The sequence below is a fragment of the Salinicoccus albus DSM 19776 genome, assembly GCF_000385175.1.
Lineage (GTDB): Bacteria > Bacillota > Bacilli > Staphylococcales > Salinicoccaceae > Salinicoccus > Salinicoccus albus.
In genome coordinates, this window is sequence record NZ_ARQJ01000027.1 from 1 (window position 1) to 23,219 (window position 23,219).

At 42.2% G+C, this 23,219-nt stretch carries 47 protein-coding genes; all 47 read left to right on the forward strand.

Annotated elements, in window-relative coordinates; translation table 11 throughout:
* The coding region (locus tag G343_RS0106720; RefSeq protein WP_020007361.1) for a Rha family transcriptional regulator at positions 1 to 826 on the forward strand (826 nt) is incomplete at its 5' end.
* A complete protein-coding gene (locus G343_RS0106725) occupies positions 827 to 1,039 on the forward strand; it encodes a hypothetical protein (RefSeq protein WP_020007362.1) in 213 nt (70 codons plus the stop codon).
* A 179-nt stretch (positions 1,040 to 1,218) separates the two neighbouring features.
* Positions 1,219 to 1,725, forward strand: coding sequence for a helix-turn-helix transcriptional regulator (locus G343_RS0106730; RefSeq protein WP_020007363.1), 507 nt, complete (start codon positions 1,219 to 1,221; stop codon positions 1,723 to 1,725).
* Between the two features lie 2 nt (positions 1,726 to 1,727).
* A complete protein-coding gene (locus G343_RS0106735) occupies positions 1,728 to 2,009 on the forward strand; it encodes a hypothetical protein (RefSeq protein WP_020007364.1) in 282 nt (93 codons plus the stop codon).
* Positions 2,010 to 2,014: 5 nt separating this feature from the next.
* Complete coding sequence (locus G343_RS15375) at positions 2,015 to 2,173, forward strand: hypothetical protein (RefSeq protein WP_020007365.1); 159 nt, start codon at positions 2,015 to 2,017, stop codon at positions 2,171 to 2,173.
* 97 nt (positions 2,174 to 2,270) lie between these two features.
* The gene (locus G343_RS0106750; RefSeq protein ID WP_020007367.1) at positions 2,271 to 2,477 is read left to right on the forward strand and encodes a hypothetical protein; all 207 of its coding nucleotides are present in this window, start codon (positions 2,271 to 2,273) and stop codon (positions 2,475 to 2,477) included.
* A gap of 70 nt (positions 2,478 to 2,547) precedes the next feature.
* Positions 2,548 to 3,492: a YqaJ viral recombinase family nuclease gene (locus G343_RS0106755; protein ID WP_020007368.1), complete on the forward strand. Its 945-nt coding sequence runs from the start codon at positions 2,548 to 2,550 to the stop codon at positions 3,490 to 3,492.
* Positions 3,492 to 4,310, forward strand: a complete 819-nt coding sequence (recT, locus tag G343_RS0106760; protein ID WP_020007369.1) for a recombination protein RecT — start codon at positions 3,492 to 3,494, stop codon at positions 4,308 to 4,310. Before G343_RS0106755 ends, recT begins: the two co-directional genes overlap by 1 nt.
* A gap of 33 nt (positions 4,311 to 4,343) precedes the next feature.
* Positions 4,344 to 4,784, forward strand: coding sequence for a single-stranded DNA-binding protein (locus tag G343_RS0106765; protein ID WP_020007370.1), 441 nt, complete (start codon positions 4,344 to 4,346; stop codon positions 4,782 to 4,784).
* A gap of 34 nt (positions 4,785 to 4,818) precedes the next feature.
* Positions 4,819 to 5,574, forward strand: a complete 756-nt coding sequence (locus G343_RS14980) for a hypothetical protein (protein WP_020007371.1) — start codon at positions 4,819 to 4,821, stop codon at positions 5,572 to 5,574.
* The gene (locus tag G343_RS0106775; RefSeq protein WP_020007372.1) at positions 5,567 to 5,938 is read left to right on the forward strand and encodes a replicative helicase loader/inhibitor; all 372 of its coding nucleotides are present in this window, start codon (positions 5,567 to 5,569) and stop codon (positions 5,936 to 5,938) included. Before G343_RS14980 ends, G343_RS0106775 begins: the two co-directional genes overlap by 8 nt.
* Positions 5,913 to 7,190 (forward strand): DnaB-like helicase C-terminal domain-containing protein, encoded by a 1,278-nt coding sequence (locus G343_RS14985; RefSeq protein ID WP_020007373.1) that lies wholly within the window; start codon positions 5,913 to 5,915, stop codon positions 7,188 to 7,190. Before G343_RS0106775 ends, G343_RS14985 begins: the two co-directional genes overlap by 26 nt.
* Complete coding sequence (locus G343_RS0106785; RefSeq protein WP_020007374.1) at positions 7,190 to 7,510, forward strand: hypothetical protein; 321 nt, start codon at positions 7,190 to 7,192, stop codon at positions 7,508 to 7,510. The genes G343_RS14985 and G343_RS0106785 overlap by 1 nt, the downstream gene beginning before the upstream one ends.
* A complete protein-coding gene (locus G343_RS0106790; RefSeq protein ID WP_020007375.1) occupies positions 7,489 to 7,935 on the forward strand; it encodes a RusA family crossover junction endodeoxyribonuclease in 447 nt (148 codons plus the stop codon). The genes G343_RS0106785 and G343_RS0106790 overlap by 22 nt, the downstream gene beginning before the upstream one ends.
* Positions 7,932 to 8,270 (forward strand): hypothetical protein, encoded by a 339-nt coding sequence (locus G343_RS14395; RefSeq protein ID WP_020007376.1) that lies wholly within the window; start codon positions 7,932 to 7,934, stop codon positions 8,268 to 8,270. Before G343_RS0106790 ends, G343_RS14395 begins: the two co-directional genes overlap by 4 nt.
* Complete coding sequence (locus tag G343_RS0106800) at positions 8,271 to 8,630, forward strand: hypothetical protein (RefSeq protein ID WP_020007377.1); 360 nt, start codon at positions 8,271 to 8,273, stop codon at positions 8,628 to 8,630.
* 17 nt (positions 8,631 to 8,647) lie between these two features.
* Positions 8,648 to 8,815 (forward strand): hypothetical protein, encoded by a 168-nt coding sequence (locus G343_RS15380; protein ID WP_020007378.1) that lies wholly within the window; start codon positions 8,648 to 8,650, stop codon positions 8,813 to 8,815.
* A gap of 13 nt (positions 8,816 to 8,828) precedes the next feature.
* Entirely contained in the window at positions 8,829 to 9,218 is a 390-nt protein-coding gene (locus G343_RS14400) for a YopX family protein (protein ID WP_020007379.1), read from the forward strand.
* The gene (locus G343_RS0106820) at positions 9,215 to 9,406 is read left to right on the forward strand and encodes a hypothetical protein (RefSeq protein ID WP_020007380.1); all 192 of its coding nucleotides are present in this window, start codon (positions 9,215 to 9,217) and stop codon (positions 9,404 to 9,406) included. The genes G343_RS14400 and G343_RS0106820 overlap by 4 nt, the downstream gene beginning before the upstream one ends.
* Complete coding sequence (locus G343_RS0106825; RefSeq protein ID WP_020007381.1) at positions 9,403 to 9,606, forward strand: hypothetical protein; 204 nt, start codon at positions 9,403 to 9,405, stop codon at positions 9,604 to 9,606. Before G343_RS0106820 ends, G343_RS0106825 begins: the two co-directional genes overlap by 4 nt.
* Positions 9,607 to 9,819, forward strand: coding sequence for a hypothetical protein (locus tag G343_RS0106830; protein WP_020007382.1), 213 nt, complete (start codon positions 9,607 to 9,609; stop codon positions 9,817 to 9,819).
* Positions 9,816 to 10,139: a hypothetical protein gene (locus G343_RS0106835; RefSeq protein ID WP_020007383.1), complete on the forward strand. Its 324-nt coding sequence runs from the start codon at positions 9,816 to 9,818 to the stop codon at positions 10,137 to 10,139. Before G343_RS0106830 ends, G343_RS0106835 begins: the two co-directional genes overlap by 4 nt.
* Before the next feature lie 14 nt (positions 10,140 to 10,153).
* Positions 10,154 to 10,387 carry a hypothetical protein gene (locus tag G343_RS0106840; RefSeq protein ID WP_020007384.1) on the forward strand — a complete coding sequence of 78 codons (234 nt, stop codon included), beginning with the start codon at positions 10,154 to 10,156 and terminating at the stop codon, positions 10,385 to 10,387.
* Between the two features lie 138 nt (positions 10,388 to 10,525).
* Positions 10,526 to 10,828, forward strand: a complete 303-nt coding sequence (locus G343_RS0106845) for a hypothetical protein (protein ID WP_020007385.1) — start codon at positions 10,526 to 10,528, stop codon at positions 10,826 to 10,828.
* Positions 10,829 to 10,832: 4 nt separating this feature from the next.
* Positions 10,833 to 11,195, forward strand: a complete 363-nt coding sequence (locus G343_RS0106850) for a hypothetical protein (protein WP_020007386.1) — start codon at positions 10,833 to 10,835, stop codon at positions 11,193 to 11,195.
* On the forward strand, positions 11,192 to 11,476 hold the full coding sequence (locus G343_RS0106855) for a hypothetical protein (RefSeq protein ID WP_020007387.1): 285 nt from the start codon (positions 11,192 to 11,194) through the stop codon (positions 11,474 to 11,476). The genes G343_RS0106850 and G343_RS0106855 overlap by 4 nt, the downstream gene beginning before the upstream one ends.
* A gap of 127 nt (positions 11,477 to 11,603) precedes the next feature.
* The gene (locus G343_RS0106865; RefSeq protein WP_020007388.1) at positions 11,604 to 11,792 is read left to right on the forward strand and encodes a hypothetical protein; all 189 of its coding nucleotides are present in this window, start codon (positions 11,604 to 11,606) and stop codon (positions 11,790 to 11,792) included.
* Positions 11,793 to 11,915: 123 nt separating this feature from the next.
* A complete protein-coding gene (locus G343_RS15385) occupies positions 11,916 to 12,080 on the forward strand; it encodes a hypothetical protein (protein WP_020007390.1) in 165 nt (54 codons plus the stop codon).
* Between the two features lie 7 nt (positions 12,081 to 12,087).
* Positions 12,088 to 12,387 carry a MazG-like family protein gene (locus G343_RS0106880; RefSeq protein WP_020007391.1) on the forward strand — a complete coding sequence of 100 codons (300 nt, stop codon included), beginning with the start codon at positions 12,088 to 12,090 and terminating at the stop codon, positions 12,385 to 12,387.
* 21 nt (positions 12,388 to 12,408) lie between these two features.
* Positions 12,409 to 12,624 (forward strand): hypothetical protein, encoded by a 216-nt coding sequence (locus tag G343_RS0106885; protein ID WP_020007392.1) that lies wholly within the window; start codon positions 12,409 to 12,411, stop codon positions 12,622 to 12,624.
* Positions 12,625 to 12,787: 163 nt separating this feature from the next.
* Complete coding sequence (locus tag G343_RS0106895; RefSeq protein ID WP_020007394.1) at positions 12,788 to 13,270, forward strand: hypothetical protein; 483 nt, start codon at positions 12,788 to 12,790, stop codon at positions 13,268 to 13,270.
* Positions 13,271 to 13,485: 215 nt separating this feature from the next.
* Positions 13,486 to 13,905, forward strand: coding sequence for a terminase small subunit (locus G343_RS14405; protein ID WP_020007395.1), 420 nt, complete (start codon positions 13,486 to 13,488; stop codon positions 13,903 to 13,905).
* Positions 13,895 to 15,166 (forward strand): hypothetical protein, encoded by a 1,272-nt coding sequence (locus G343_RS0106905; RefSeq protein WP_020007396.1) that lies wholly within the window; start codon positions 13,895 to 13,897, stop codon positions 15,164 to 15,166. Before G343_RS14405 ends, G343_RS0106905 begins: the two co-directional genes overlap by 11 nt.
* Before the next feature lie 11 nt (positions 15,167 to 15,177).
* Positions 15,178 to 16,527 (forward strand): phage portal protein, encoded by a 1,350-nt coding sequence (locus tag G343_RS14410; RefSeq protein WP_020007397.1) that lies wholly within the window; start codon positions 15,178 to 15,180, stop codon positions 16,525 to 16,527.
* Positions 16,528 to 16,740: 213 nt separating this feature from the next.
* A complete protein-coding gene (locus G343_RS14990) occupies positions 16,741 to 17,493 on the forward strand; it encodes an HNH endonuclease (RefSeq protein WP_020007398.1) in 753 nt (250 codons plus the stop codon).
* 41 nt (positions 17,494 to 17,534) lie between these two features.
* Entirely contained in the window at positions 17,535 to 18,431 is an 897-nt protein-coding gene (locus G343_RS0106925; RefSeq protein WP_020007399.1) for a minor capsid protein, read from the forward strand.
* Between the two features lie 103 nt (positions 18,432 to 18,534).
* Complete coding sequence (locus G343_RS15390) at positions 18,535 to 18,705, forward strand: hypothetical protein (protein WP_020007400.1); 171 nt, start codon at positions 18,535 to 18,537, stop codon at positions 18,703 to 18,705.
* A 140-nt stretch (positions 18,706 to 18,845) separates the two neighbouring features.
* Positions 18,846 to 19,451 carry a DUF4355 domain-containing protein gene (locus G343_RS14430; protein ID WP_020007401.1) on the forward strand — a complete coding sequence of 202 codons (606 nt, stop codon included), beginning with the start codon at positions 18,846 to 18,848 and terminating at the stop codon, positions 19,449 to 19,451.
* A gap of 1 nt (position 19,452) precedes the next feature.
* The gene (locus G343_RS0106940; RefSeq protein ID WP_020007402.1) at positions 19,453 to 20,268 is read left to right on the forward strand and encodes a N4-gp56 family major capsid protein; all 816 of its coding nucleotides are present in this window, start codon (positions 19,453 to 19,455) and stop codon (positions 20,266 to 20,268) included.
* Positions 20,269 to 20,326: 58 nt separating this feature from the next.
* Positions 20,327 to 20,638, forward strand: a complete 312-nt coding sequence (locus G343_RS15830) for a collagen-like protein (RefSeq protein ID WP_020007403.1) — start codon at positions 20,327 to 20,329, stop codon at positions 20,636 to 20,638.
* 9 nt (positions 20,639 to 20,647) lie between these two features.
* Positions 20,648 to 20,980, forward strand: coding sequence for a phage head-tail connector protein (locus G343_RS0106955; protein WP_020007404.1), 333 nt, complete (start codon positions 20,648 to 20,650; stop codon positions 20,978 to 20,980).
* Positions 20,977 to 21,276: a hypothetical protein gene (locus G343_RS14440; protein WP_020007405.1), complete on the forward strand. Its 300-nt coding sequence runs from the start codon at positions 20,977 to 20,979 to the stop codon at positions 21,274 to 21,276. Before G343_RS0106955 ends, G343_RS14440 begins: the two co-directional genes overlap by 4 nt.
* A complete protein-coding gene (locus G343_RS15000) occupies positions 21,276 to 21,611 on the forward strand; it encodes an HK97-gp10 family putative phage morphogenesis protein (RefSeq protein ID WP_020007406.1) in 336 nt (111 codons plus the stop codon). Before G343_RS14440 ends, G343_RS15000 begins: the two co-directional genes overlap by 1 nt.
* Before the next feature lie 8 nt (positions 21,612 to 21,619).
* Entirely contained in the window at positions 21,620 to 22,000 is a 381-nt protein-coding gene (locus tag G343_RS0106970) for a DUF3168 domain-containing protein (protein ID WP_020007407.1), read from the forward strand.
* A 2-nt stretch (positions 22,001 to 22,002) separates the two neighbouring features.
* A complete protein-coding gene (locus G343_RS0106975) occupies positions 22,003 to 22,425 on the forward strand; it encodes a phage major tail protein, TP901-1 family (protein ID WP_020007408.1) in 423 nt (140 codons plus the stop codon).
* A gap of 113 nt (positions 22,426 to 22,538) precedes the next feature.
* A complete protein-coding gene (locus G343_RS0106980; RefSeq protein WP_020007409.1) occupies positions 22,539 to 22,892 on the forward strand; it encodes a hypothetical protein in 354 nt (117 codons plus the stop codon).
* A 23-nt stretch (positions 22,893 to 22,915) separates the two neighbouring features.
* Positions 22,916 to 23,206, forward strand: a complete 291-nt coding sequence (locus G343_RS0106985) for a hypothetical protein (RefSeq protein ID WP_020007410.1) — start codon at positions 22,916 to 22,918, stop codon at positions 23,204 to 23,206.
* The last annotated feature ends 13 nt before the right edge of the window (positions 23,207 to 23,219 follow it).

Genomic DNA, 23,219 nt, shown 5'->3' on the forward strand with positions numbered 1-23,219 from the left:
TCACCTCCCTCCTATAAGGAAGATTATACCAAAAGAAAGGAAGTATCAAATGGAGCAATTGCAAGTATTTGAACAGAATGGAGAACTTTATACAGATAGTAGAGACGTAGCGGTAATGACAGAAAAGAGACACGCGGATCTATTAAGAGATATTGAAAACTATAAAAGCGCAATTTTACAAAACGCAAATCTGCGTTCTGATGATTTTTTCGTAGAAAGTTCTTATCAAGCTGGAACCGGAAAAATGTACAAGCATTACCTGCTCACTAAAAAGGGTTGCGACATGGTTGCTAACAAAATGACTGGAGAAAAAGGCATCCTTTTCACCGCAATGTATGTTGATCAATTTCACAAGATGGAGAATCACATCAAATCGAAACAATACCAAGTACCATCTTCGCCAATGGAAGCACTGGAAATGATGTTTAGTGTTCAAAAGGAAAGCAGAGAAGAAGTACAGAAAGTCAAATCGGATATACAAAGCATCAGAGACATCGTTGCCATTGAAACAAAAGACTGGAGAAACGATACAAACAAAGTTCTGAACCGCATTGCTCAAACCCTTGGTGGCGGAACTTATCACAAAGACATCAGAACAGAAGCTTATCAACATCTGGAAACAAAAGGGCGTTGCAAGTTGGATCAACGCGTTAACAACAGGAAAGCTAAAGCCTTAGCGAATGGATCAGCTAAAACTGGAGTTCAGAAGATTTCAAAGTTGGATGTAATTGGAGAAGAGCCGAGACTAATTGAAATTTATATTTCCGTCATTCAAAAGATGGCAATCAAGTACGGCGTAGATTTCAAAGAAGTGGAGGGCGCTTAAATGCTTAATTCAGAACAAATAAAAACTCTTAATGAAGTAATGCAAACTTGCGCAGATGTTCGAAATGACAATATTGCCAAAGTTACCGTAACGATTACTAATCAGAATCGTGAATCAAAAAAGAAAGAGCTTACTAAAGAAGAATGGCTCGTTGAATTCTTCGAGAATATCGAAGAATTAATCGGAGAAAACTTCGACATTTTAGCAAAGTAATAGAGCAATGAAACTCAAAGAGGAAAGAGCATCGCTCTTTTTGAGGAATGATGCCAGGGTGCGACCAACACCCCGGACATCAAGTGAGTTATCAATTATGCGACTGATTAACTCTACACAAAGTATACGAGTAAATCATGACTATATTCAATAACAAAAAATATACAGGAGGCCAACTTATGAGAGGAGCAATTATCGATTATCGCAAACGTACAGGCGCCACACAGCAGGATTTAGCAAACATGATGCACACGGACAAGGCAAACATCAGTCACATTGAAAATGACCGGAGAAACGTCACGCTGTCGATGTATGAAGCCGGCTTTAACAGCGTGCCAGATGCTCATTTACTCAATGATATGGCGTATGAAATGACCAAAGGATACACAACCCCAACACCATCTAATCAAGTGTATGACGACCACCGCATGAGCTTTAAATATCGCATCAAAGAAGAAATACAGGAATTTGTGGATGCACTTTCCAGCAATCGATTAGACAAGCGGCCGGAGTATTTAACCCCAGACGAAAAAGAACATATATCCATGTTGGTATCAGAACTGCAAGACGTGCTGTTTGAAGGCCAAGGCTTTCTGAACAAGTTGTCCGAGGACTATGAATTCTTAAAGCCCCAAACGTTGAACCAAAACAGAGACAGACGGCTCAAGATGCAAAGGAGGATATAACGATGGCGATGTTTGTTGCAGAGAATGAAGAGCAGTTGATGAATATGTTTATGCGGGCAGCGGAGCAAATAAAGCCACAGCAGGCAGAGAAAGATGAACGAATGTACCTATCTGTGAAAGATTTTGCGAAGGATACCGGGATTACGGAGTCATTTCTCAGAGAGCATATTTTATGGGATGCCCATTTTAAACAGTATGTATCTCAAGTAGATCGAAAAATATTCATCAAACGCAAAGAAGGGCGCCAAGCATTAGAAAAAATCATGGATGAATACAGAAGGTGAATGCTATGCCATACATTTTATCTGGACTATTTGGTGCTGCACTGATACTCACAGTTGCCGGGATCATCACCCCGTATCAAATCGCCATCGGCGTAATCATACTGCTCACCTTGCTGAGTGTTGAGCTGGCAAGAGAGTTGGTGAATTGGAGGAATGAACGATGAAACTCGTATTTGGAATCGTCACAGTCTCTCTAATTGCTTTGTACGTTGTATCAGCGAAACGGAATCAAAAGGAATATATCAGTAAGGAGTTGTTCATATGAATGGCGCACCCGGCCCACATCGCAGCACGACAGAAGTCCGTGTAAAACGAATGATAACCGCTGAGATTGTTGTCCATATGGAAGACGGCGCAAGCGCAGAAGAGAATAATGACCTGATCGAGTATCAGATCAAGCAGGCAGAGAAAGACTTGAATTATGGCAGCAGTTACTTTGAAAACATCAAAGTGGAAGACGAAATATAAAAACGTCCTGACGGCAATCAGGACGAATAAGAAAATATACAACTCAATTATAACATAGGAGGGCTCAATAATGGTGCAACACATCAACATTAAACAATTATCCCATGATGAGTGGCTACAGGAAAGACAGTCCGGCATTGGTGGTTCAGATAGCGGCACAATACTTGGGGTGAATAAGTGGAAATCCAAAACACAGTTATTCTTTGAAAAAACAAATCCAGAACTGAAACAGGATATTGATAATGAATATATCTACTGGGGCAATGTGCTCGAGGATGTCGTTGCCAAAGAGTTTGAGCATCGTACGGGCAAGAAAGTGAGGCGTGATAATCGGATGCTCAGGCATCCAGACCATGATTTCATGATTGCCAATCTGGATCGTGTCGTTGTCGGAGAAAAGGCGCTGCTGGAATGTAAGACCACGTCACAGTACAACAAGGACCAATGGGAAGGCGATGAAATACCGGCGCAGTATCTATGTCAGGTGCAGCATTACATGGCGGTCACCGGTTTTGAAAAAGCATATATTGCGGTTCTGCTAGGTGGAAACACATTTATCTGGAAGGAAATCGAACGGGATGAAGAACTGATCAACATCCTAATCGAAACTGAAAAGGACTTCTGGGAGAACAATATTCAATCTGGCGTGATCCCTGAAATTGATGGCAGTCAGGCGACCAGTGAATTTCTCAATCATATGTATTCAGACATCGATGACGCAGAGATTGCGCTCAGCGAGAAGGAAGACACACTGCTTAAAGGAATTGAAGCCTGCAAGAAAGACATCAAAGAGACGAAAGCACTGCAGACGAAGTATGAAAACCAATTAAAAGAACAGCTCGGCCACAACATTGCTGGTAAAACATCAAATTATCTAGTGACTTGGAAACCGCAGATAAGGAGATCTTTGGACAACAAGCGATTAAAAGAAGAACAGGCCGACCTCATCAAAGACTATTACAAAGAAACAGAAACGCGTGTATTAAGAATTAAAGAAATCAAGGAGGAACAATAATGAGTACAAACGAATCTCTAAAAAATCAGGTGGCAACAAATCAAAAGAATGAAGTATCAAACGGTAATAAACCGAAAACAATCGGCGACTACATTGACCAAATGGCACCAGCGATGGCACAAGCGCTCCCTAAACACATGAGTGTTGAAAGAATGACCCGCATGGCCACAACGGTCATCAGAACGACCCCGCAATTGAAAGAGGCGGATGTCGCTAGCCTGCTTGGTGCAGTGATGCAATCCGCACAGCTCGGTCTGGAGCCAGGACCCATGGGGCATTGTTACTTCCTGCCATTTAAAAATAACAAGAAGGGCACAACGGAAGTCACTTTTATCATCGGCTACAAAGGGATGATTGATCTGGCTCGTAGATCTGGCCATATATCCACCATTTATGCCCATGCAGTCTATGAAAATGATGAATTTGAGTATGAGCTGGGCTTACATGCCGATTTGAAACATAAGCCTTCAGAAGACGAGAGAGGGGCGTTTAAAGGCGCTTATGCAGTGGCGCATTTCAAAGATGGCGGCTATCAATTCGAGTACATGCCGAAATCAGATATTGATAAACGCCGTTCAAGAAGTAAGGCGGGCAACAGCAATTATTCTCCATGGGCCACAGATTACGAAGAGATGGCAAAGAAAACAGTGATTAGGCATATGTGGAAGTACCTGCCGGTATCGGTCGAAATGCAGCAGGCAGTGGCACACGATGAAGGCACAGGCAAAGATATTAAAGATGTGACACCCGATGAAGACAGTTTTGTTGATATGCCTGAGTATATCGCAGACGTACCAGCAGAAGGAGAAGGGGAGTAAACCCCCTTTCTCATTAACTAGGAGGGAATAAGCATGAATTTAGTAGCACTGAATGGAAACATAGCAACAGATATCGAATTAAGGCAGGCGGGAGATACGGTTGTGACAAACATCAACCTAGCGGTTAAGGATGATTTTAAAAGGGATACCACGCATTTTATACGTGTCGAAGCGTGGGCAAAAACCGCAGAACTTCTAAATCAGTACTGTTCCAAGGGCTCAAAAATTGGTGTCACCGGTTCTCTCAAAGTCGATAAATTTCAGGACAAAGAGGGCAATAATCGAGAGGTCACGAAAATAAACGCCAACAGGCTTGAATTCCTGGATTCTAAGGGCTCAAATCAGTCTCAAGGGGCTAACCCCCAAGGCGGAAAAACAAGCGGCTCACAAACCGCTGCAAATAAGACAGAGAGCAATCCATTTTCAAATTCTGATAACAGCGTAGATGTCAGCGAAGATCAGCTGCCGTTTTAATATAAAATCAGTCAGTTAAAAGTGAGGTGATTATATGTCTGGCTGGCTGAAAATACACAGGCAGATGATAGATAGTTCAATTTTTGATAACGAGAAATTATTTAAAATATTCATGTATTGCTTGATGAAAGCCTCACATAAGAAGCATAAGCAAATCGTCGGACAGAAAGTTATTGAATTAAATCCTGGTCAATTTGTCTTTGGGAGGAAGAAAGCGAGCGAAGAACTAAACATGAAAGAAAGCACCGTTTGGTCTTATATGAAGATGCTCGATGAAGTCGAAAGTTTGGTTATAAACTCTAACAACAAATTTTCCGTCATAACCATTGTTAATTGGGGCTTTTATCAAAATGAAGAAGAAAATCATAACAACAGAATAACAACAGATGAACAACAGAATAACAACAGAATAACAACAGATGAACAACAGAATAACACAAACAAGAATGTAAAGAATGGGGAGAATGTAAAGAATAATAATAGTGCTCTCTTTGAAGAATGGTACAACTTTTACGGAAAGAAGAAAGCAAGGCCGAAAGCAGAGAAAGCGTTCAATAGTGCACTAAAAAAACACAGTTATGAAGATATTAAAAAAGGGACTGAGAAATTCCTAACAACCGTGAAAGATAAACAATATCAGCCGTTCCCCGCAACTTTTTTAAATCAAGAAAGATTTATGGACGAATTTGAAGCCCAAGAGGCAGAAGACTTATTCAAAAGCGGGACTACAGATCCTATGGCCGATATTAAAAAACAAATTGATTTTGAGAAAGGAGATAAATATGAATAAAACGGAAGCAGTTGAAATTATGGAGTTGTTATACGCTTTTTACCCGAATTTTAATAAAAATAAGATGGAAAACTTTAATCAAATATGGATTGATCGCTTGTGTGAAGGTGACTACCGAAAAACGGTGCAGAAGGTTAAGCAATATACCGCTGATTCATCATTCCCCCCTGCGTTAGCGGATGTGTTTGTTAAAAAACATGTCCCTCATGAACAGGTGGACATGACTATTAAGGCGGATCGGGAGCGAGTAGAGGCTGAAATGGCAGACCCGGAAAAGCGGGCTGAACGAGAACAAAAATTCGAGCAACTAAAAGAAATGCAGGAAAGGATGCGTAAAGATGTATACGAGCGACCCGATTCTTGATGATGTGTCTCATCACGAGACGCAGGTCATTGCCCGCACCCTGCAGTACCCAGAGCTAAAGAAGCAGTTGAAACTGGAACCGGATTGGTTCTGGGATCCTCGTAAACAAGCAATCGTCGAAAAAATAATGAATGATGAGGGTTTTGACAAAGAGAAATTGATGACGGCATCAATACAGGATGCCGACAAGTATGGAGACGTGCAATTTATCCATGACCTCATCAATTACGGGGTGGCGTCCGGAAGCGAGTCCGAGCACCTGAGCGATCAGCGGTATGTACTCACAAAATACGTCGAACGGGAAGTTGATAAAGCGATTAATGATTATCAACAGGAGCAATCAACGGATAAGCAGATTGAGCTAAGCAATCAAATTTTGAGGCTTAATAAGCTCAATTTAGGCGATGGCGACGAGAAGTTTAACGTACTCACTGAAATTATGGACGACCTGCATACAGAAAAGCATAGGAACATTATCAAAACGGGCTTTGACCGTTTAGATGAAATCATCGGCGGGTTTGAGCGGCAACAGTTAAATATTGTCGCTGCCCGGCCCAGTATAGGCAAAAGTGCCTTTGCCCTTGAATTAGGGCAGAACCTGGCAAATAACGGCGCAGAGGTCCTCTTTTACTCAATTGAATCCTCAGTCAAGAATATTACACAGCGGGCGTTGTCCGCTTTATCCAGAGTAGGATTATACAAATTTAAGGAGCCGAAGCGCCTGATGAGTAGCGACGAGGTCGATAAGGTGATGGATGCGATTCACATTTTGTTTAACAAAAATTTAAACATTGTCGAGCAGTCTGAAGTCACACCGAACATGATCCGACGGGCGGCGCACAATATGCCGGAAGACAAACACTGCTTCATCATCATTGACTATATGCAGTTGATGAAGTCCGATATCCAACACAAGAGTAAGTATGAGGAAACGTCTCATATATCCAGGGAATTGAAAATCATCACTCAGGAATTCCCGCACATCACGTTAATCCCGATTGCTCAGCTGAACCGGGGTGTAGAATCCAGGAATGATAAACGCCCAATGATGAGTGACCTCAGGGAGTCTGGGCAGTTAGAGCAAGACGCAAGTATGATTACGATGCTCTACCGAGATGATTATTACAATCCGCCGGAAGAATATAAACCCGGCGCCCCTAGTCCATTGGAAGTGATCGTTACCAAAAATAAAGATGGCGAGATTGGCACAGCGACGCTTGATTTTTATAAAAACATTCAGAGGATTTATTGATGACAATATTTGAGTTTTTAAACGCAATGAAAACAAGCAATCAGATGGCGGAGAAAGAAAGATACGGCGAATCACTGATACGCATGAATACGATTTATGAAAATGTGATTTATTACCTGGTCGGTAAAGAGGATTTGAATTTATCAGCGGATGTGCAGACCTTTTATGAGACGTACAGAGACATTTACACCCCTGCGGCCCTCTACCGGGTGGCCGAGTACTACCGCAAGCAGAATCATCTGCCGCGGCTGAATTACAAAGAAGACATTTATCACAAACTGGAAAATACGATGGAAGAATGGAGGTTATCGGAATTATAGAGTTTGAAATTGATGGTAAGCCTGTGCCGGCGCAGCGGATGACACAACGCGGAAAATTTGTAAAAAAGAATGCGCAGCGCTACATGGATTATAAGTCAATTGTTAAGTGGACAGCGCGCTCATATATGGCTAGAAACCGTTTAGAGCCATTACAAGAGCAATTAAGGGTGTCTGTGGACTTTTATTACCAAATCCCTAAGTCATATACCAAAAAACAAATTAAAGCTATCACAGACAGTGATGGACGTTTGAGACCGAGATCAAAAGGTGACATCGACAATCTTGTGAAGTCGATAACCGATGGGTGCAATAAAATATGCTATGGCGATGATCTTCAAATATCAGAAATACAGGCTAGAAAATTATACGGCGAAAAGGATTATGTGCATCTAAAAATAGAGTCTTTGGAAGGAGAATCAGAATGAATCTTTACGAAAAACGAATTGAACAAGGCTTCCACCCCTCAGTGGCCGCCTGCAACCCGCTACTGACCGCTCAGGATAAAGCGGAAGCGAAAAAGCACGGTATCAGCATCGACGCAATGTATCAGCGGTTGAGGCGCGGGATGACGAAATACGAGGCGATTACTACACCCAAAGTCCGGCCGACACCGCCGAAAGCGCCGCCGGAAGCACAGTATTTTACCCGGGACGAAACGGTGTGGATGATCCGAAGGTTTAAGCGATTTAACATCAAGCTCAATGACCTGCTACTGCGCAGAGCGAAGGAATACCAAATCAATATTGAGGAGGTTAAGTAAGTGGCTAGAGACAGCAGCCTACGGAGAAAAATCTATGAATACTACTATGACGACGCATTTATCATGCGCGGCACCATCGACGAGATCGCGGAACATATGGGGATCACCCCAAAAAGCGCGCGGGTGTTGGCTTCGAACACCAAACACGGCCGGGAGTCCCGCCAGGCGATCGAATTTACGGGCGAGGTGATCGAGGCAGAGTTTGCGTACTACAGAGGAGACGCGCTAGTAATGTTTGGCACCATTGATGAGATTGTGGCTCAAACAGGGCTCAAGTACAGTACGGCGATTTGGTACACCTATCCGGCGGCAGATCGTGGGCGGAGTAAACTGGAGCGGGTGGATGATTCGTATGAATAAAATGAGAGGGTGTTTAAATGAATTCTAAGCTACTTAATTTCAATCACGCACCTAAACCCCAGAATAGTTATTATGAAGCACACAAAGCGGATGAGAAGGTTTACAGAGTGAGTAAGGATACAGTTAAATGGCAGCCGAGTGAATATGTGGCGGATTTGTATAAAAGTTACTTTAAAAAGTGGTAAGGAGTGTATGTGAATGAGGGAGATTAAATTCAGAGTATATGACAACGAAAACAAAGAAATGCTTGAAGTCGTTTCACTGGGAGTATCGCACGATTGGCCGATGCTGGTATTTAAAAATGGATTAGTTAACGGTCTTGAATCAAATGATTATGAAATCATGCAGTACACCGGACTTAAAGATAAAAACGGTGTGGAGATTTACGAAGGGGATATCATTCTCAACCTCGATTATATCCCAAAACCAGTGCAGCACATTGTAACTTATCATAAAGGTGCTTTCGGAATCAGGGATAAAGAGCATGGATTCATTCCTTTAGCAGTTTATGAAAGACCGTCAATAAACATTGAACGTTTAGGCAACATCCATCAGCACAGTCATCTGTTAGGCGGTGTGGACGAATGAAAACTAAAAACATTTATGACGCAACGGGCGACTGCATCGGCACCATACATTTCATGAAGAATGAGAATGAGTATGGCCTGAGATTCAACGATAAGACGTATCAGACGGATATAATACTCAGCCCGGATGCATTCCCGGAATATCTTAAGGAATTTAATTTTCTCACAGAAAGGGAGATAGGCGAATGAAGAAATATTTATATGACCATCGACGCAATTGTGTGGGCGAGGCGGACTTTATCAAGCGCAATGGCACGGTGGCAGTTACTTACTATAAAAATTTAATCCATTATGCGGATGTGACGTTGGATTTTACGGAATTCGACGGATATAAGGCCAGATTAGGCCTGATTGATGATTCAGAGCTTGGGCAGATGGAGTTGTTTTAAATGGAGCAGTTATCACTTTTTGACTACCAATCCCGGTTCCAGGCGTTCCTGGATTACAAAAATGCAGTAGATCACACCGAAGTTAATATGTATGAGTTCATTGTCTGGATCGGTGGTCATGTGGAAACATTCAAGCGGATGTATGACATTCAGACGCTGCAGGGGATGCACAATGAGTTTACCGACTATTTATGGGAGCAGGTGAATGGATGAACGGCTATTTACAAGATACATTGCACGGTATTTTGAATTGTAAGTGCAAAGGCAACTGCATACTCAAATCACTCCATGTGGATAAGATTGAAAATCACACAGCATATATTACAGTCGAACCATACGACGATGCATTTAATCAAAACCAGGTAGACGATACGATTCAGCGAATCAAACGCATCATGTGGAAGCGAAAGAAAGCAATATGGCAGTCATTAGATGTGCATTCGGTATCGGTAACAATTTATGACGAATGGACGATGAAAGATTCTTTTGTATTATCCATGAATGCTGATGAGATGTATTCAACAGTGAATTAAGGAGCTGATTATAAATGATCTACAAAACTAAATGTAACGGCAACTGTGTGGACAGGATAGACCGTCAGGCAGACACTATCAGTAAACTCAGGGACGAGAGTCTGAAGAAAACAGAGGCGCTGAATCAGGCCAGTCAGGTGATTGAGAATCTGGAAGATGAGTTGAAACTCTATAGGCAACAATATAATTTTCGTCCCGACCAGAATTGGGATGGCGGATTTAGAGCGGAGGAGAGTGGGCAGGAATGATTGAAAATGGTATCCCGAAGTGTCCGCATTGCCATAGAACGCAATTTGATTTTGAGGGGTTAGTTCAACTGAGAAACGCAGATTACGGCGAAACCGTCCCGATGATTTGTGAAATCGAGGATTGCGAAGAAGTATTTTATGTTACGAAAATTGCAACGCCGTCATATATTTCGAGACTTAAAAAGGAGTGAGCAGATCGAACAACTGGAGTCTGAGAAAAGAGATTTGACGGCTGCTTTGAATAGAGCGAGCCGAGCGAATAACTTCAGATCTGATCAGAATTGGGACAGCAGGCCGAGGACTGAGAACGCTGAAGGCATACACGGGATCGATAGGGAGAACCCTGAAAGACAGGTGAAATTCATTCATGAGAATGGTGAACGTATAATTATTAGCACTGATGATGATTGGGAGAGCAGCAAAATATTATATAGGGAGTGAGCGAATGACTTATAAATTCCAAGCTTATTGCCTGGACAGATATGAATGGGTCAACATTATCGATCTCGGCATGTTCGGCACAGGAGAAATAAGAGAAGTATCTTACACGTATGACGACGAACCTTACGAGAGGTACCAATCGAAGGCAACAGGAGAGAATATCGTATTGGTGGACGTCAATCCCCGTGAGAATACGTATGAGGCGCCTGTAAACGAGGGAAAGATTGGTCGTATGTGCGAAATTTGCGGCGCTTGTGTTGACGTCACTATTTCAAAAGATATAAACGGGATTTATTATTTCTTTACCTGCGCGCTATGCGGTGACAAATACGTAGAAGAAGAACTATTGAAGGAGGAAGTGGAATGAGTTATAGATATAAAGAAGATTTAGAAGAAGCTATAAGGGTTTATTTATCTCCTGAACGTCAATTTGACAATCCTATTCAACAAGAATTGGATGAAGCGTATAAGAAAGCCGAAGCGTTTAATTTAGCAGACGATTTATTAATGCAATTATTCGATGATTATAAGTGGAAAGGTTTTAAGGAAAATGATGAAGCATCAAATCAATTTGCAGACGAGATAGAAAGAGTGCGTACTTTATCACTAAAAAAAGTGTTTGACTTGGAAGAAGGTGACCGTTTATGACTGGCTTAATCATACTATCGTACATTGCTGTCTGTTTACTCATTGCTGCATCAATACTTGTAATATTGCTGTGCGCAGACGAAATCAAAAATATATTTAAGTATCGGAAATAGGAGGATAAATAACCATGAGTAATGAAGAAGCCAAAAACTTTTATGAGTCGATAGATAAATTAGATTACTACTTTCCGAGTCTTTTGGAACTACTACCCAAGAAAGCGCAGTACCAAAGAGAGCATTATAACCAATTGGTCAAAAGCGGATTTTCGGAGAAAGATGCGCTCGAGATTGTAAAGGCGCAACGGGTGCCATTTTAATAGGAGGAATATTATGAATAATAAATTTACAAATCTAATGGCTTATGTGATTGCCACATCAATTATGCTTGTCATTGTCGCACTGGCTACTAGAGCAATATTATGGATATTTGGGGTGTAGGTATGACGGATGAGGAAAGAGAAAAAAAGATTAAATATATAAGAATGGTCATTAATCATGATGACTTCATGGAATTGATTGATAATGCGGGGGTTAAATTAATCTATTCTGTGATTGTTTCAACGGTTCATGAAGTCATAGAACCTAATAATGAGAGAGGGCGGTAGATTTAAAATGGATGAGCTAATTAAACAGGTAGAACAATGGTCGAAAGATAAGAATTTACATGAAGCAGATTCAAGTAAACAGTTTACAAAAGTAGTCGAGGAAGTTGGGGAAGTTGCCGCTGCTCTTGCGCGCTCTAACGAAGATATGCTAAGGGACGGCATAGGAGACGTTGTCGTCACTCTAATCATATTAGCGCAACAGAATGGCATGACGTTAGAGGAGTGCCTGCAGATGGCTTATGACGAGATTAAAGGCAGGACTGGATCTATGCGTAATGGCGTATTCGTCAAGCAGGCGGATTTATAATTAACTGGGGAGGTAAATAACATGAACGAAAAACAATTGCTCAAAGAACAGCTAAAATCAACTGTGGACATTATAGATATGGATAGACTCTTTGAACACTATACATCTATAGAAAGAAAACATCTCATAGAAGTAACGCTCGATACCTTCTCTCAATTGAATAAGGAATTGATAAATAAAGAAAGTGATAAATTGATTGCTGAACATAAGAAAATCATACGGGACTTAGGGAGGTAACTCAATATGACAACTTTATTAGTAATTATAATCGGTGTAATCGGAGGTTTGCTAATGGTCAAATATTTACCGCAAACTTTCGGAGAATATATTTGGAATCCTTTCGTCAATTGGTGCAGTAATGCATATGACAAATTAAATAATATTTTACGGAGGTAACTCAATGCATAAAGCGGATATAGAGAAGTTGGAAGACATGCTGATTAATCATGAAAAATACAAGAAACTCTTACGCTTCCGGGAAATGGAACTGGAGTACACACAGTCCGAAAATATACCGGACCACAAGAATAATAGTGACCAGCAGGACCCGCGGACAATTAAGGCGGGGAGTAATACATCGACGGTTGAGCAAAAGGTCATCAAGTGGGAAAAAGACTTACAGTATCAGACGCTGTACAGTATTGTATGCAATACGCCTAAGTTTATACAGTCGCTCTCTGAGTATGAGCATATTATATATGAGTACAGGTATCGCAAGGCAAACCCCATTATCACTGAGTGGGATGATATTGCGGCAGTGATTGAGAGTGAGGCGCAGCGGATTGAGAAGCCAGATGTTACTGTCGGAAGGACAAAGACTTTGAATATGCGGGAGTCGATGCTAAAACGGTTAGCGGATTATACCGGGTATACATTGATGTAAAAAAAGACATGCCAATGTTGGCACGTCACGGTTTTTAGGGGATATAATTGTATTATCGAATAGAATCCATAAATAGTAACCCCTATTTATATTTCAGGCACTCACTCATGTGGGTGTCTTTCTATTACTTAAACAGAGGTATCGACAGGCACATAATTATTATTGAGGTCGGAGTCGATGCCTGTTTTTAATTATATAGGAAGGGTGGTGGACAAATGGATAATTTGACAGATAGACAGAAAAAATTTGCTTGGGAGTATTGGCAGAGCGGCAATAGAACAAAGGCGGCAGCGGCGGCTGGATATTCTAAAAAAACGGCGCACTCACAGGGCTCACGGCTGTTAAAGAATGTGGAGATACAAGAGTTAGTAAAGGAATTCAAAGAGGAATCAGAGGCTTCATTACGTCAACAATTTTCAAGAGATGCAGTGGAAGCACGGAAAATTATGTTCAACATAATGGAAAACGATGAAGCACCTGAGCATGTCCGTTTGTCCGCCGCCAAAGATTTCATGGACCGTGCAGGCTTCAAACCGATAGATAAACAGGAGACAGAACTTAATGGTCAATTGGATATGAATGTTAAGTCGGATGTTATTAATAAGTACCTACGAGGTGATAAGGATGATCGCTAGCCAAGAACGGCAGTGGCTCGACCTTGTCAAAGAACAACCGATTGCGTTTGGTATAGAATCAGGATTCGAGGACTTGAAACCCATTCATAATGAGTGGATCAAGTCTTTTTTATTGTCTAGAGATGATTTAACTCTGCAGGCCCACCGTGGATCATACAAGACTACCTGCTTGTCTATAGCAATGGCGTTGATGACTGTTATTTATCCGAAAGAAAATATCATCTTTTTACGTAAGGCAGACGATGATGTCAAAGAGATACTCACACAAACGGCTAAGTTATTGCAATCAGAGATATACCAATCGTTATCGCTGGTTCTTTATAACCAACCGGTTATTTTGGAGAAGGAATCAGCGTATGAGATAGATACGAATCTCAAAGCAACATCACGAGGGACGGCACAACTGATTGGTGTGGGCTCTAAGGCATCACTCACGGGTAAGCACGCAGACATTGTAATCACAGATGACATCATCAATATAGATGACCGGATTAGTAAGGCACATAGGGAGCGGACCAAGTACACATATCAAGAATTGCAGAATATCAAGAACAGAGGCGGACGCTTTATTAACACAGGGACACCGTGGCACAAGGAAGATGCATTTACATTGATGCCTAATGTCCAACAGTATGACTGCTATTCGACCGGATTGATCACAGATGATGAATTGCAACAAATACGCGGTTCAATGAGCCCGTCCTTGTTCGCGGCAAACTATGAGCTTAAGCACATTGCTGATGTGGATTCTATGTTTACCTCACCGATTATTGATGATGGTACGAACACGGATAAGATATATGACGGTGCAGCACACATAGACGCTTCATACGGCGGCGAGGATGGAACAGCGTTCACCGTCCTCAAAGAACATGACGACGGGCACATATACGTTTATGGAGACCTGAGAAGCAGTCACATTGATGATGTACTGGATATCTTCGAACACAAGCGGATGCAATACAGAGCCGGTACACTCTTCACTGAGACCAACGCGGACAAAGGGTATCTCAGCAAGAAGATCAAACGTCCGGCAAAGACTTACCACGAGAAAATGAATAAATACATTAAGATATCGACTTATCTCAGGGAGAACTGGGACCGCATTATATTTATTAATGACACAAATAGAGAATATATCAATCAGATACTGGACTACACAGAAAATGCTGAACATGATGACGCACCGGACAGTCTTGCGAGCCTGCTCAGGGAGACGTCAAAGAAAACACAGCTTAAATTATTCCAACACGGTTTATGAGGAGGGTTATAATGCTTACCAATGACGAAGAAACAATGTTTATACATGATGGTGATGAAATTACATTCAATGAGCTCAGAGAGTACATCAACGCCCATCAATCAGAAGTCTATAGATATAAACAATTAAGGAATCAATATAAATCAGAGCCGCCGATACTAAGGATGCCATCAAAGGAAAGGTACAAGCCAGATAACAGGATTGTTTCTAACTTTGGGAAGAAGCTTATTGATACGTTCAACGGGTTTTACAGTGGTGTTGCGCCAAAAGTTACACATGAGAATGAGACGGTAGACGAAGCAATAAATAATTTCTGGATAATCAACGACTTTGGTGACGTGTTTTCAGAGTTGAGTAAAATAACATCATTGTATGGTGTCGGTTATTTATATGTATGGCAGGATGAGAAATCACAAACAAGAGTCATTCATAATGATCCGTTTGACATGTTTGTTATTTATGATGACACGATAGAAAACAATGTGAAGTATGGTGTCAGGTATAAATACAACAATGAGAACAGGCTGGTCGGAACGCTGTTCACTCAAGATGAGATTATAGGATTCGGTGAAAATTGGGAAGAACGACAAAGGCATTATTATCCAATTGTTCCCATCATTCCATTTGTTGAAAATGATGAAAGGCAATCATTAATAAAGCCTGCTGAATCAATGATAAACGCATATAACAAAGCATTAAGTGAGCTCGGAAATGATGTAGATTACTTTGCTGATGCTTATCTAGCAATATTAGGCGCTGAGTTAGATGAAGAGGGGACACACAAAATACGAGACAACCGTATCATCAATTTGTTTGGTACGGATGATGCAAGCAAGATAGTCGTAGAATTTCTTAATAAACCTGACGGCAGCGCATCTCAAGAAAAGCTGCTGAATATACTTGAAGATAAAATATTTAAACTAACGATTGGCTTTAATCCATCTGGTGAGTCTTACACTCAATCATCTGGCGTAGCATTAGATAAGATGACTTTGCCTATGCAGAACCTTGCAGGTACAAAGGAACGCAAATTTAGGCGCGGGCTTAATTCGCTATTTAAGTGTTTTACAGCCTTACCTACAAACGTTCCAATCTCACAATCGGATGAATGGATAGGTATTGAATACACATTTACGCGTAATTTACCAAGAAATATAAATGAAGAGGCTGAAGTTGCTAAATCGCTTGAAGGAATTGTTAGTAAGGAAAGTCAGTTAAGTGTACTTTCAATCATCGAGGATACTCAAAAAGAGATAGATAAAATTGAAGAAGAAAACAAATTACCGGAATATGATTATGAAATGGAACAGGAAGTTAATCCCGATCCATCTGAGGATATTCCTCCTGAAGATAATCCTTAAGAACTGTTTCTATTAAGTTGTTAAGGCTTCGATTTTGATCCTTTGCGCAATGTTCAAGTTTTGTTTTATCAGAACGTGATAAAGTTAAAGCGTATCTCACTTTATCTTTTGATATTTCACCCATTGTTTATCACCTCAAATTTATTATATATTCATGTATACCTATTGTAAAGCTGATATCAACTTGATATAATATAATCGAGGAGTGAGGATATGACAGCTAAAATAGATTTAACGGGCGGTGTTTTCAACCGTCTTACTGTAATGAAAGATGCAGGTAGGAATAAACATAATCAAGTGATGTGGTTGTGCAAATGTGAATGTGGCAATAAAGTAAAAGTAATAACGACATTGTTGCGCAGAGGTCTTACTAAATCTTGTGGATGCCTACAGAAAGAGAAGGCCAGCAACAACACGGGCAAGGATTTAACGGGTAAAAGATTTGGCAAACTTATCGTTTTAAAAAGAATTGGAACTAAAACGGGCAAGAATGGAAGGCAAGGGGCGCTGTGGGAATGTGGGTGTGATTGTGGCGGCAAAGTCAACACTATAACCACTTACTTAACGACAGGTGGAACTCGATCATGCGGATGTATTCAACGAGAGGGAGCAAGGGAGAGGTTGACGGGGGAGAATCATTATAACTTTAATCCTCATCTCACTGATGAAGAACGCTTAAAACATAGGTATATATTAAGTGGAGGGACAGCTGAAAGTTGGCGGAACTCGGTATACAAGCGAGATAACTACACTTGCCAAGTTTGCGGCGATAAAAATGGAAACGGTAAAAGGATAGTTCTTAACGCACATCATATGGATGGTTGGAATTGGTCTGAAAAAGGCAGATTTGATGTAGGCAATGGAGTTACACTTTGCAAAAGTTGTCATGATGATTTTCATAATAAGTATGGAAACAAAGATAATACAAAAGAACAATTCAAAGAATATATTAAAGCATTGGTATAAATCCAGTGCTTTTTTATTATGCGTTAAGAGGGTGATGACTAATGCCAAGCTATTCAGAAATACGGAAACAGGAGCTCAAGCATATCGAAGAGGAGATGAAGAATGACCGGAAGTTTAAGCGGAAGATAGCCGGCATTTATCGTAATAGCAGCGATAATATACAGCGTCATATTGATGCAGACATTGCTTTACTGGCGACCTCTGAAGGGGTGAGTAAGGCAGAGGCTAAGAAGATTATCAGCAAGACGGATGTGGAAGCTTTCCAGTCCACGGCTGAACGGATGGTTGAGGATAGGGACTTTACACCTAAGGCGAACCGTGAACTCAGACGCTACAATGTAACGATGAGAACGAACAGAGAAGAGCTTCTGAACGCCCGGATTAACCTTGAGACTATCGACCTTGCTTTACAAGAAGAGCGCATGACAGGCGCACATATTAGCGATGAGGCCATTAATGAGTATAAACGTCAAGCCGGCATACTGGGCATGTCCGCTCCGTCACAATCTAAAATGAAGCAGATGGCAAAAGCGGCCGCGCTGTCTGATGTGTCCGGTGCGACATTCAGTGATCGCATATGGGCCAATCAGGATGAGTTAAGGAAAGATATCAACAATGCAATTAACCGAGCGCTAATTCGAGGAGAAAACCCACGGAAGGCGGCCGCTGAGATTAAGCGTAATGTGCGCAGTGAGTATGGTAAGAAAAAACGAGCGGCGGATAGAATTGCAGTGACTGAGACCGCCCGGGCACAGACGATTGCAGCCAGGGAATCAATGAAGGATGCAGGCATAGATAAATATATATGGATCGCGGAACCGGATGCCTGCCCCATCTGCGCTGAATTAGACGGGCAGACATTCATGGTTGAATCATTTACAACAACCGTTCCTGCACATCCGCACTGCCGCTGCGCCATATCCAGCTATGTGGATTAAGGGAGGTGATTCCATGGCTAAGCAGAAACCCGGTCCTAAAAAGGACGCACGTAAACAAGGCCGCAGTGGACCGCGTAAGCGTAAATAATCGGAGGTGTCTGTGATGGACTTGGGAGCGTATCAAGGCACGTATGAGATGTATGCAGAAGTTTACACAGTCGAGGCGGATTACGAGGATTACATTAGAGAGTTGAGCCGCGAGGAATTAGAAGATGAGGCATTGAATTTGAAATCCCAGTTAGACATCTGGGGAGGTGATCGCCATGGCTCGTAAGAAAATGGCGGTATCTTGATGGCGCTACACTGCGCTTTTTTTATTGTCTTTTATGACCAAGCATTGCACGTCTTTAAACTCTATGGACATTAAGCGCAAGCATTTATTCGCTATAAAAGATATGGAAGGAGTTAATAAATATGGCTGAAGAAGAAAAAGATACAGAAGTGACTGAAGAAGAAAATACAGAAACTGAAGTTACTGAAGAAACTGAACAGACTGAGAAGAAATATGACGACGATGAAGTGAATGACATCATTAACAAGAAGTTTGCAAAATGGCAGAAGGATCTGGAAGCGAAGGACAAAGAAAAAGAGGAAGCAGTTGAGGAAGCGAAGCGCCTTGCTCAGATGAATGAGGAAGAGAAGAAAGAGCATGAGCGCGAACAGCTCGAAAAGCAACTGGAAGAATACAAGAAGAAAGACCAGTATTACCAGTTGTCCCGTGAAGCTTCAAAGATGCTTTCTGAGCATGATATCAACGCTGATGAGGAAACCCTTTCCTTCGTCGTTAAAGATGATGCAGAGTCCACACAGGAGTCTGTGAATGCGTTTGTCGAGTTGTTAAACAGCAAAGTTGAAGAAGGCGTCAAGAAGGCGCTCAGTGGCAAGAGCCCGAAGGTGAATAATAAATCTGAGAAGTCTATGTCACAGGAAGAATTTAGCAATATGAGCTATTCAGAGAAGGTTCAGCTCAAACAAAATGAACCAGATAAATACAATCAATTAATAAAGGCAGGTAATTAATATGGCAGATACAACTCTAAATAATATGATCGATCCCGAAGTACTCGCGGATATGATCGCATACGAATTTGATAAGAAGATAAGATTTACACCATTGGCTCAAACAGACAATACACTTCAAGGACAACCCGGAAGCACACTTAAGATGCCAGCATTTACGTATATCGGTGATGCGTCCCAAGTGGAGGAAGGTGAATCAATTCCACTGAATAAGTTGGGCACTGAATCTAAGGAAGTCACAATTGCTAAAGCTGGTAACGGTGTGGAAATTACTGATGAGTCTATTCTTTCAGGATATGGCGACCCGCTCGGTGAAGCGACGAGACAGATTCAACAGTCTATTGCACAGAAGGTCGATGATGATTTCATTCAAGTCCTAAGCTCAGCGGTACAAACAACGGGTGAAGATGTCACGACACTTCAAGGCCTACAGAACGGTCTGGACGTCTTTGAAAATGAAGATGATGAGCCTGTTGTGCTTGTCATGGAAAACTCTGACGCAGGTAAATTGAGAATCGACGCGGCAGGCAACTTTATTCAAGGGTCAGAGCTTGGTGCTGAACGCATGTTAAATGGCGTTTATGGCGATATCCTCGGTGTTCAAATCGTGCGTTCCCGTAAGTTGGAACCTGGTGAGGCATACCTCGTGAAGGCAGGCGCGCTGAAATATGTAACTAAACGCTCTGTACAGGTTGAAACGGATCGCGATATTGTCCGCAGGACTACAGTAGTTACTGCTGACCACCACTATGCACCGTACCTTTACGATGAGCAGAAAGTAGTTAAGTTTAACGGTGGCGGCGAAGAGACACCCTAGTACCCCCGCAATTGGCGCGGGAATCTTGGGAGACACTTTAAAAATAGGAGGATAATTAATGGCGACTAAAGATGAGTTGAAACAAACGTTTGTAACCGGCGCAGTGCCTAATCAAAAAGATTTTCACAACCTGATCGATGTGGCGGGCACAAAAGGCGCTAAAGGTGACACTGGAGAACAAGGGCCACAAGGCGAAAAGGGGCCTAAAGGTGATACTGGCGAACAAGGTCCGGCCGGTACTGATGGCAATCAGGGCCCGCAGGGTGAGCAAGGCCCAGCCGGCACTGACGGTGCAGACGGTTTTCCGACTGAACAACAATGGAATGACCTTGTCGCTCGTGTGGATGCGTTAGAAAATCCAGAAGCGTAGGTGATTAGCATGTCAATCGAATATGTACACACGCTACTTGGCACAGATGATGAAAGGGTGAGAACGATTTATGACCGGACAGAAGAACGCTTGCTGAACCGGTTAAGACAATCGTTATCCGATACAACCGAGGTGCCGGATGAATTAACGTATATTGTTGATGAATTGACAATCATGCGCTTCAACCGGATTGGATCAGAGGGTATGGAGTCCGAATCCATGGACGGGCACTCTGTGACGTACGGTGATGATGACTTCCAGAGTTACGAAAGTATCATTGTGGATTATATCAATCGACATCTGGAGGATGCGCCCAAGAAAGGGGTTGTTCGATTTATATGAGGACTGCAGATAAAGTGACATTTGTAGTAATCGGTAAAGAAAAATACAATCCTGATACTGGGAATTATGAAACATCTGATGATCAGTACATTGATAAGTATGCCAACGTCACAGACACCGGACTACAGCGTATGAACGTCCTATATGCCGGCATCCGCCAACGGTCCAAGACGGTCCGCCTGAATGAAGTGATGGACGGTCCATTCGACCACATTATTATCAATGGGGATAAATACCAATCGGATCTGCGGCGAATCTATCGGCATAAGACGGTATTTGAAGTGAGTGGTGTCTGATGTCTGAAATAAAATTACAAGGTGCGGATGCACTGGTTAAAAGTATAAGTAACCGTGTGGGCAGAGACGAGATAAACAAGGCGATTAAGAAACGCGCGTCGGATGGTCAAACAAAGGCGCAGAGAGAAGCAGCTGTTGATACCGGGGCAATGAAACGTTCGATCACTGTCGACCTGTGGCCAGGACGGCTTACGGGCAGTGTGGTCGTCGGCTCAGAATACGCCCCTTATGTAGAATACGGCACTCGATTCGCGCCTGAACAACCATTCATGAGGCCTGCGCGCGATGAAATTTATCCAATGTTTATCAACGATTTAAGAAATTTAATAAAGTAGGTGATTGAATGTCACCCGAACAAGAAGTGTTTACAAAATTACGGATGCTTTGTGCTGATTTATACGGCGAGGAGAATGTTTACGACTACATCCCGCCGTCCGGCACAGAGTATCCATTTTTAATGCTTGGTAGTCAGATGTCACAGAACGATCGCTTTCACAAGGAGGCGCTTGGCAAGAATACGCAAGTGACCATCCATTTCTGGCATGACAATTGGCGAGAGCGGGGGAGAATTACAAAGATGATGGCAGATGTGGAGAGCATGGTGCTGTCAGAATTTGGCGTTAAAGGTGAAGAAATCACCACACAGTTTATCCAAGACAATTCCACGAATACCGCGCTGATGCATGGTGTTCTGGAAACCAATATTAAATTAAGGAGTGTATAAATATGCCACAAACAGGCGTAAACGTACTAATTTCAGTTGAAACAAGCGACGGCGAAAAACAGGTGATTGGCGGTCAGCGTTCAGCGACGCTTAACCGCGAGATGGAAACGATAGATGCGACACACAAGCAGCTTGCCGGATGGGCGTACAGCTTGGCCGGACAGGGTTCATGGTCCATTGAAACAGACGGTGTGGTCCTTGAAGATGACTCTTCATTGAGGATTCTTAATGACAAGTTCGAAAATAAAGAAGCGCTGGTAGTTGACTTCACCATTCCGGGTGTAGATACCTATACAGGCGATGCAATTCTAACCACTTATCCCATCGAAGCACCAATGGATGATGTTTTGACATACTCTATGACGTTTACTGGGCAAGGCAAGTATGAGCGTCAAGAAGACACAGGCGGCGAGACGACACCCTAACGACCCCCTAGAGATAGGGGCGGCGGAAATCGGCGACACATTAATGATAGGCAGCAGTAATTAACACTGCTGCTTTTTTTACGTTTTATTAAATAATAGGAGGAATCATATACATGAAACCAGTGAGAGTAGAGTTAGACGGACAAGAAAGACTGCTTAAGTTTGATTTCAACGCAATGTCAGATTTTGAAGAGGTTATTGGCCTCGGTATCGGCGCGGCATTTCAGGAAGGACAGATGGGCTTTAGGTCTATCCGTGCGCTATATTGGGCCGGTCTTAAGTGGAAAGAGAAGGGTTTGACGCTGTCACGTACCGGGCAGTTGCTTTCCGCTGAGATGGAACAAGGTACAGACCTGCAGGACCTTATGCCGCCCATTGAAGAAGCGCTCCAGAACGGCGGCATCATTCCGAAAGAGGGCGAAGAGGAAGACGAAGCGCCTGATGAAGGTGAAGGAAAAAACGCGTAAAACAGTGGGAGTATAAAGACCTCATGAAGTACGCGGTAGCGATTGGGAATATCAAACCCGCGGAATTTTGGGAACTCACTCTCGCTGAGTTTAATGTAATGATGGATGCCTACATTTGGAATGATTATCAAGACCGGGCGAAGCTTGCGCAACACGCACAGTGGGAGATGTCATCTCATCGTAAGAGTAAGCAGATACCGTCTATTGAAAAAATGATTGGTAAGAGTCCAGAAGCGCAGGAACAAGAAAAAGAAGAAAAAGTGGTTACGACAAAAGAAGACATCGACGAAATGAAACGCAGCATGGGCATTTAGCTCGTGCTTTTTT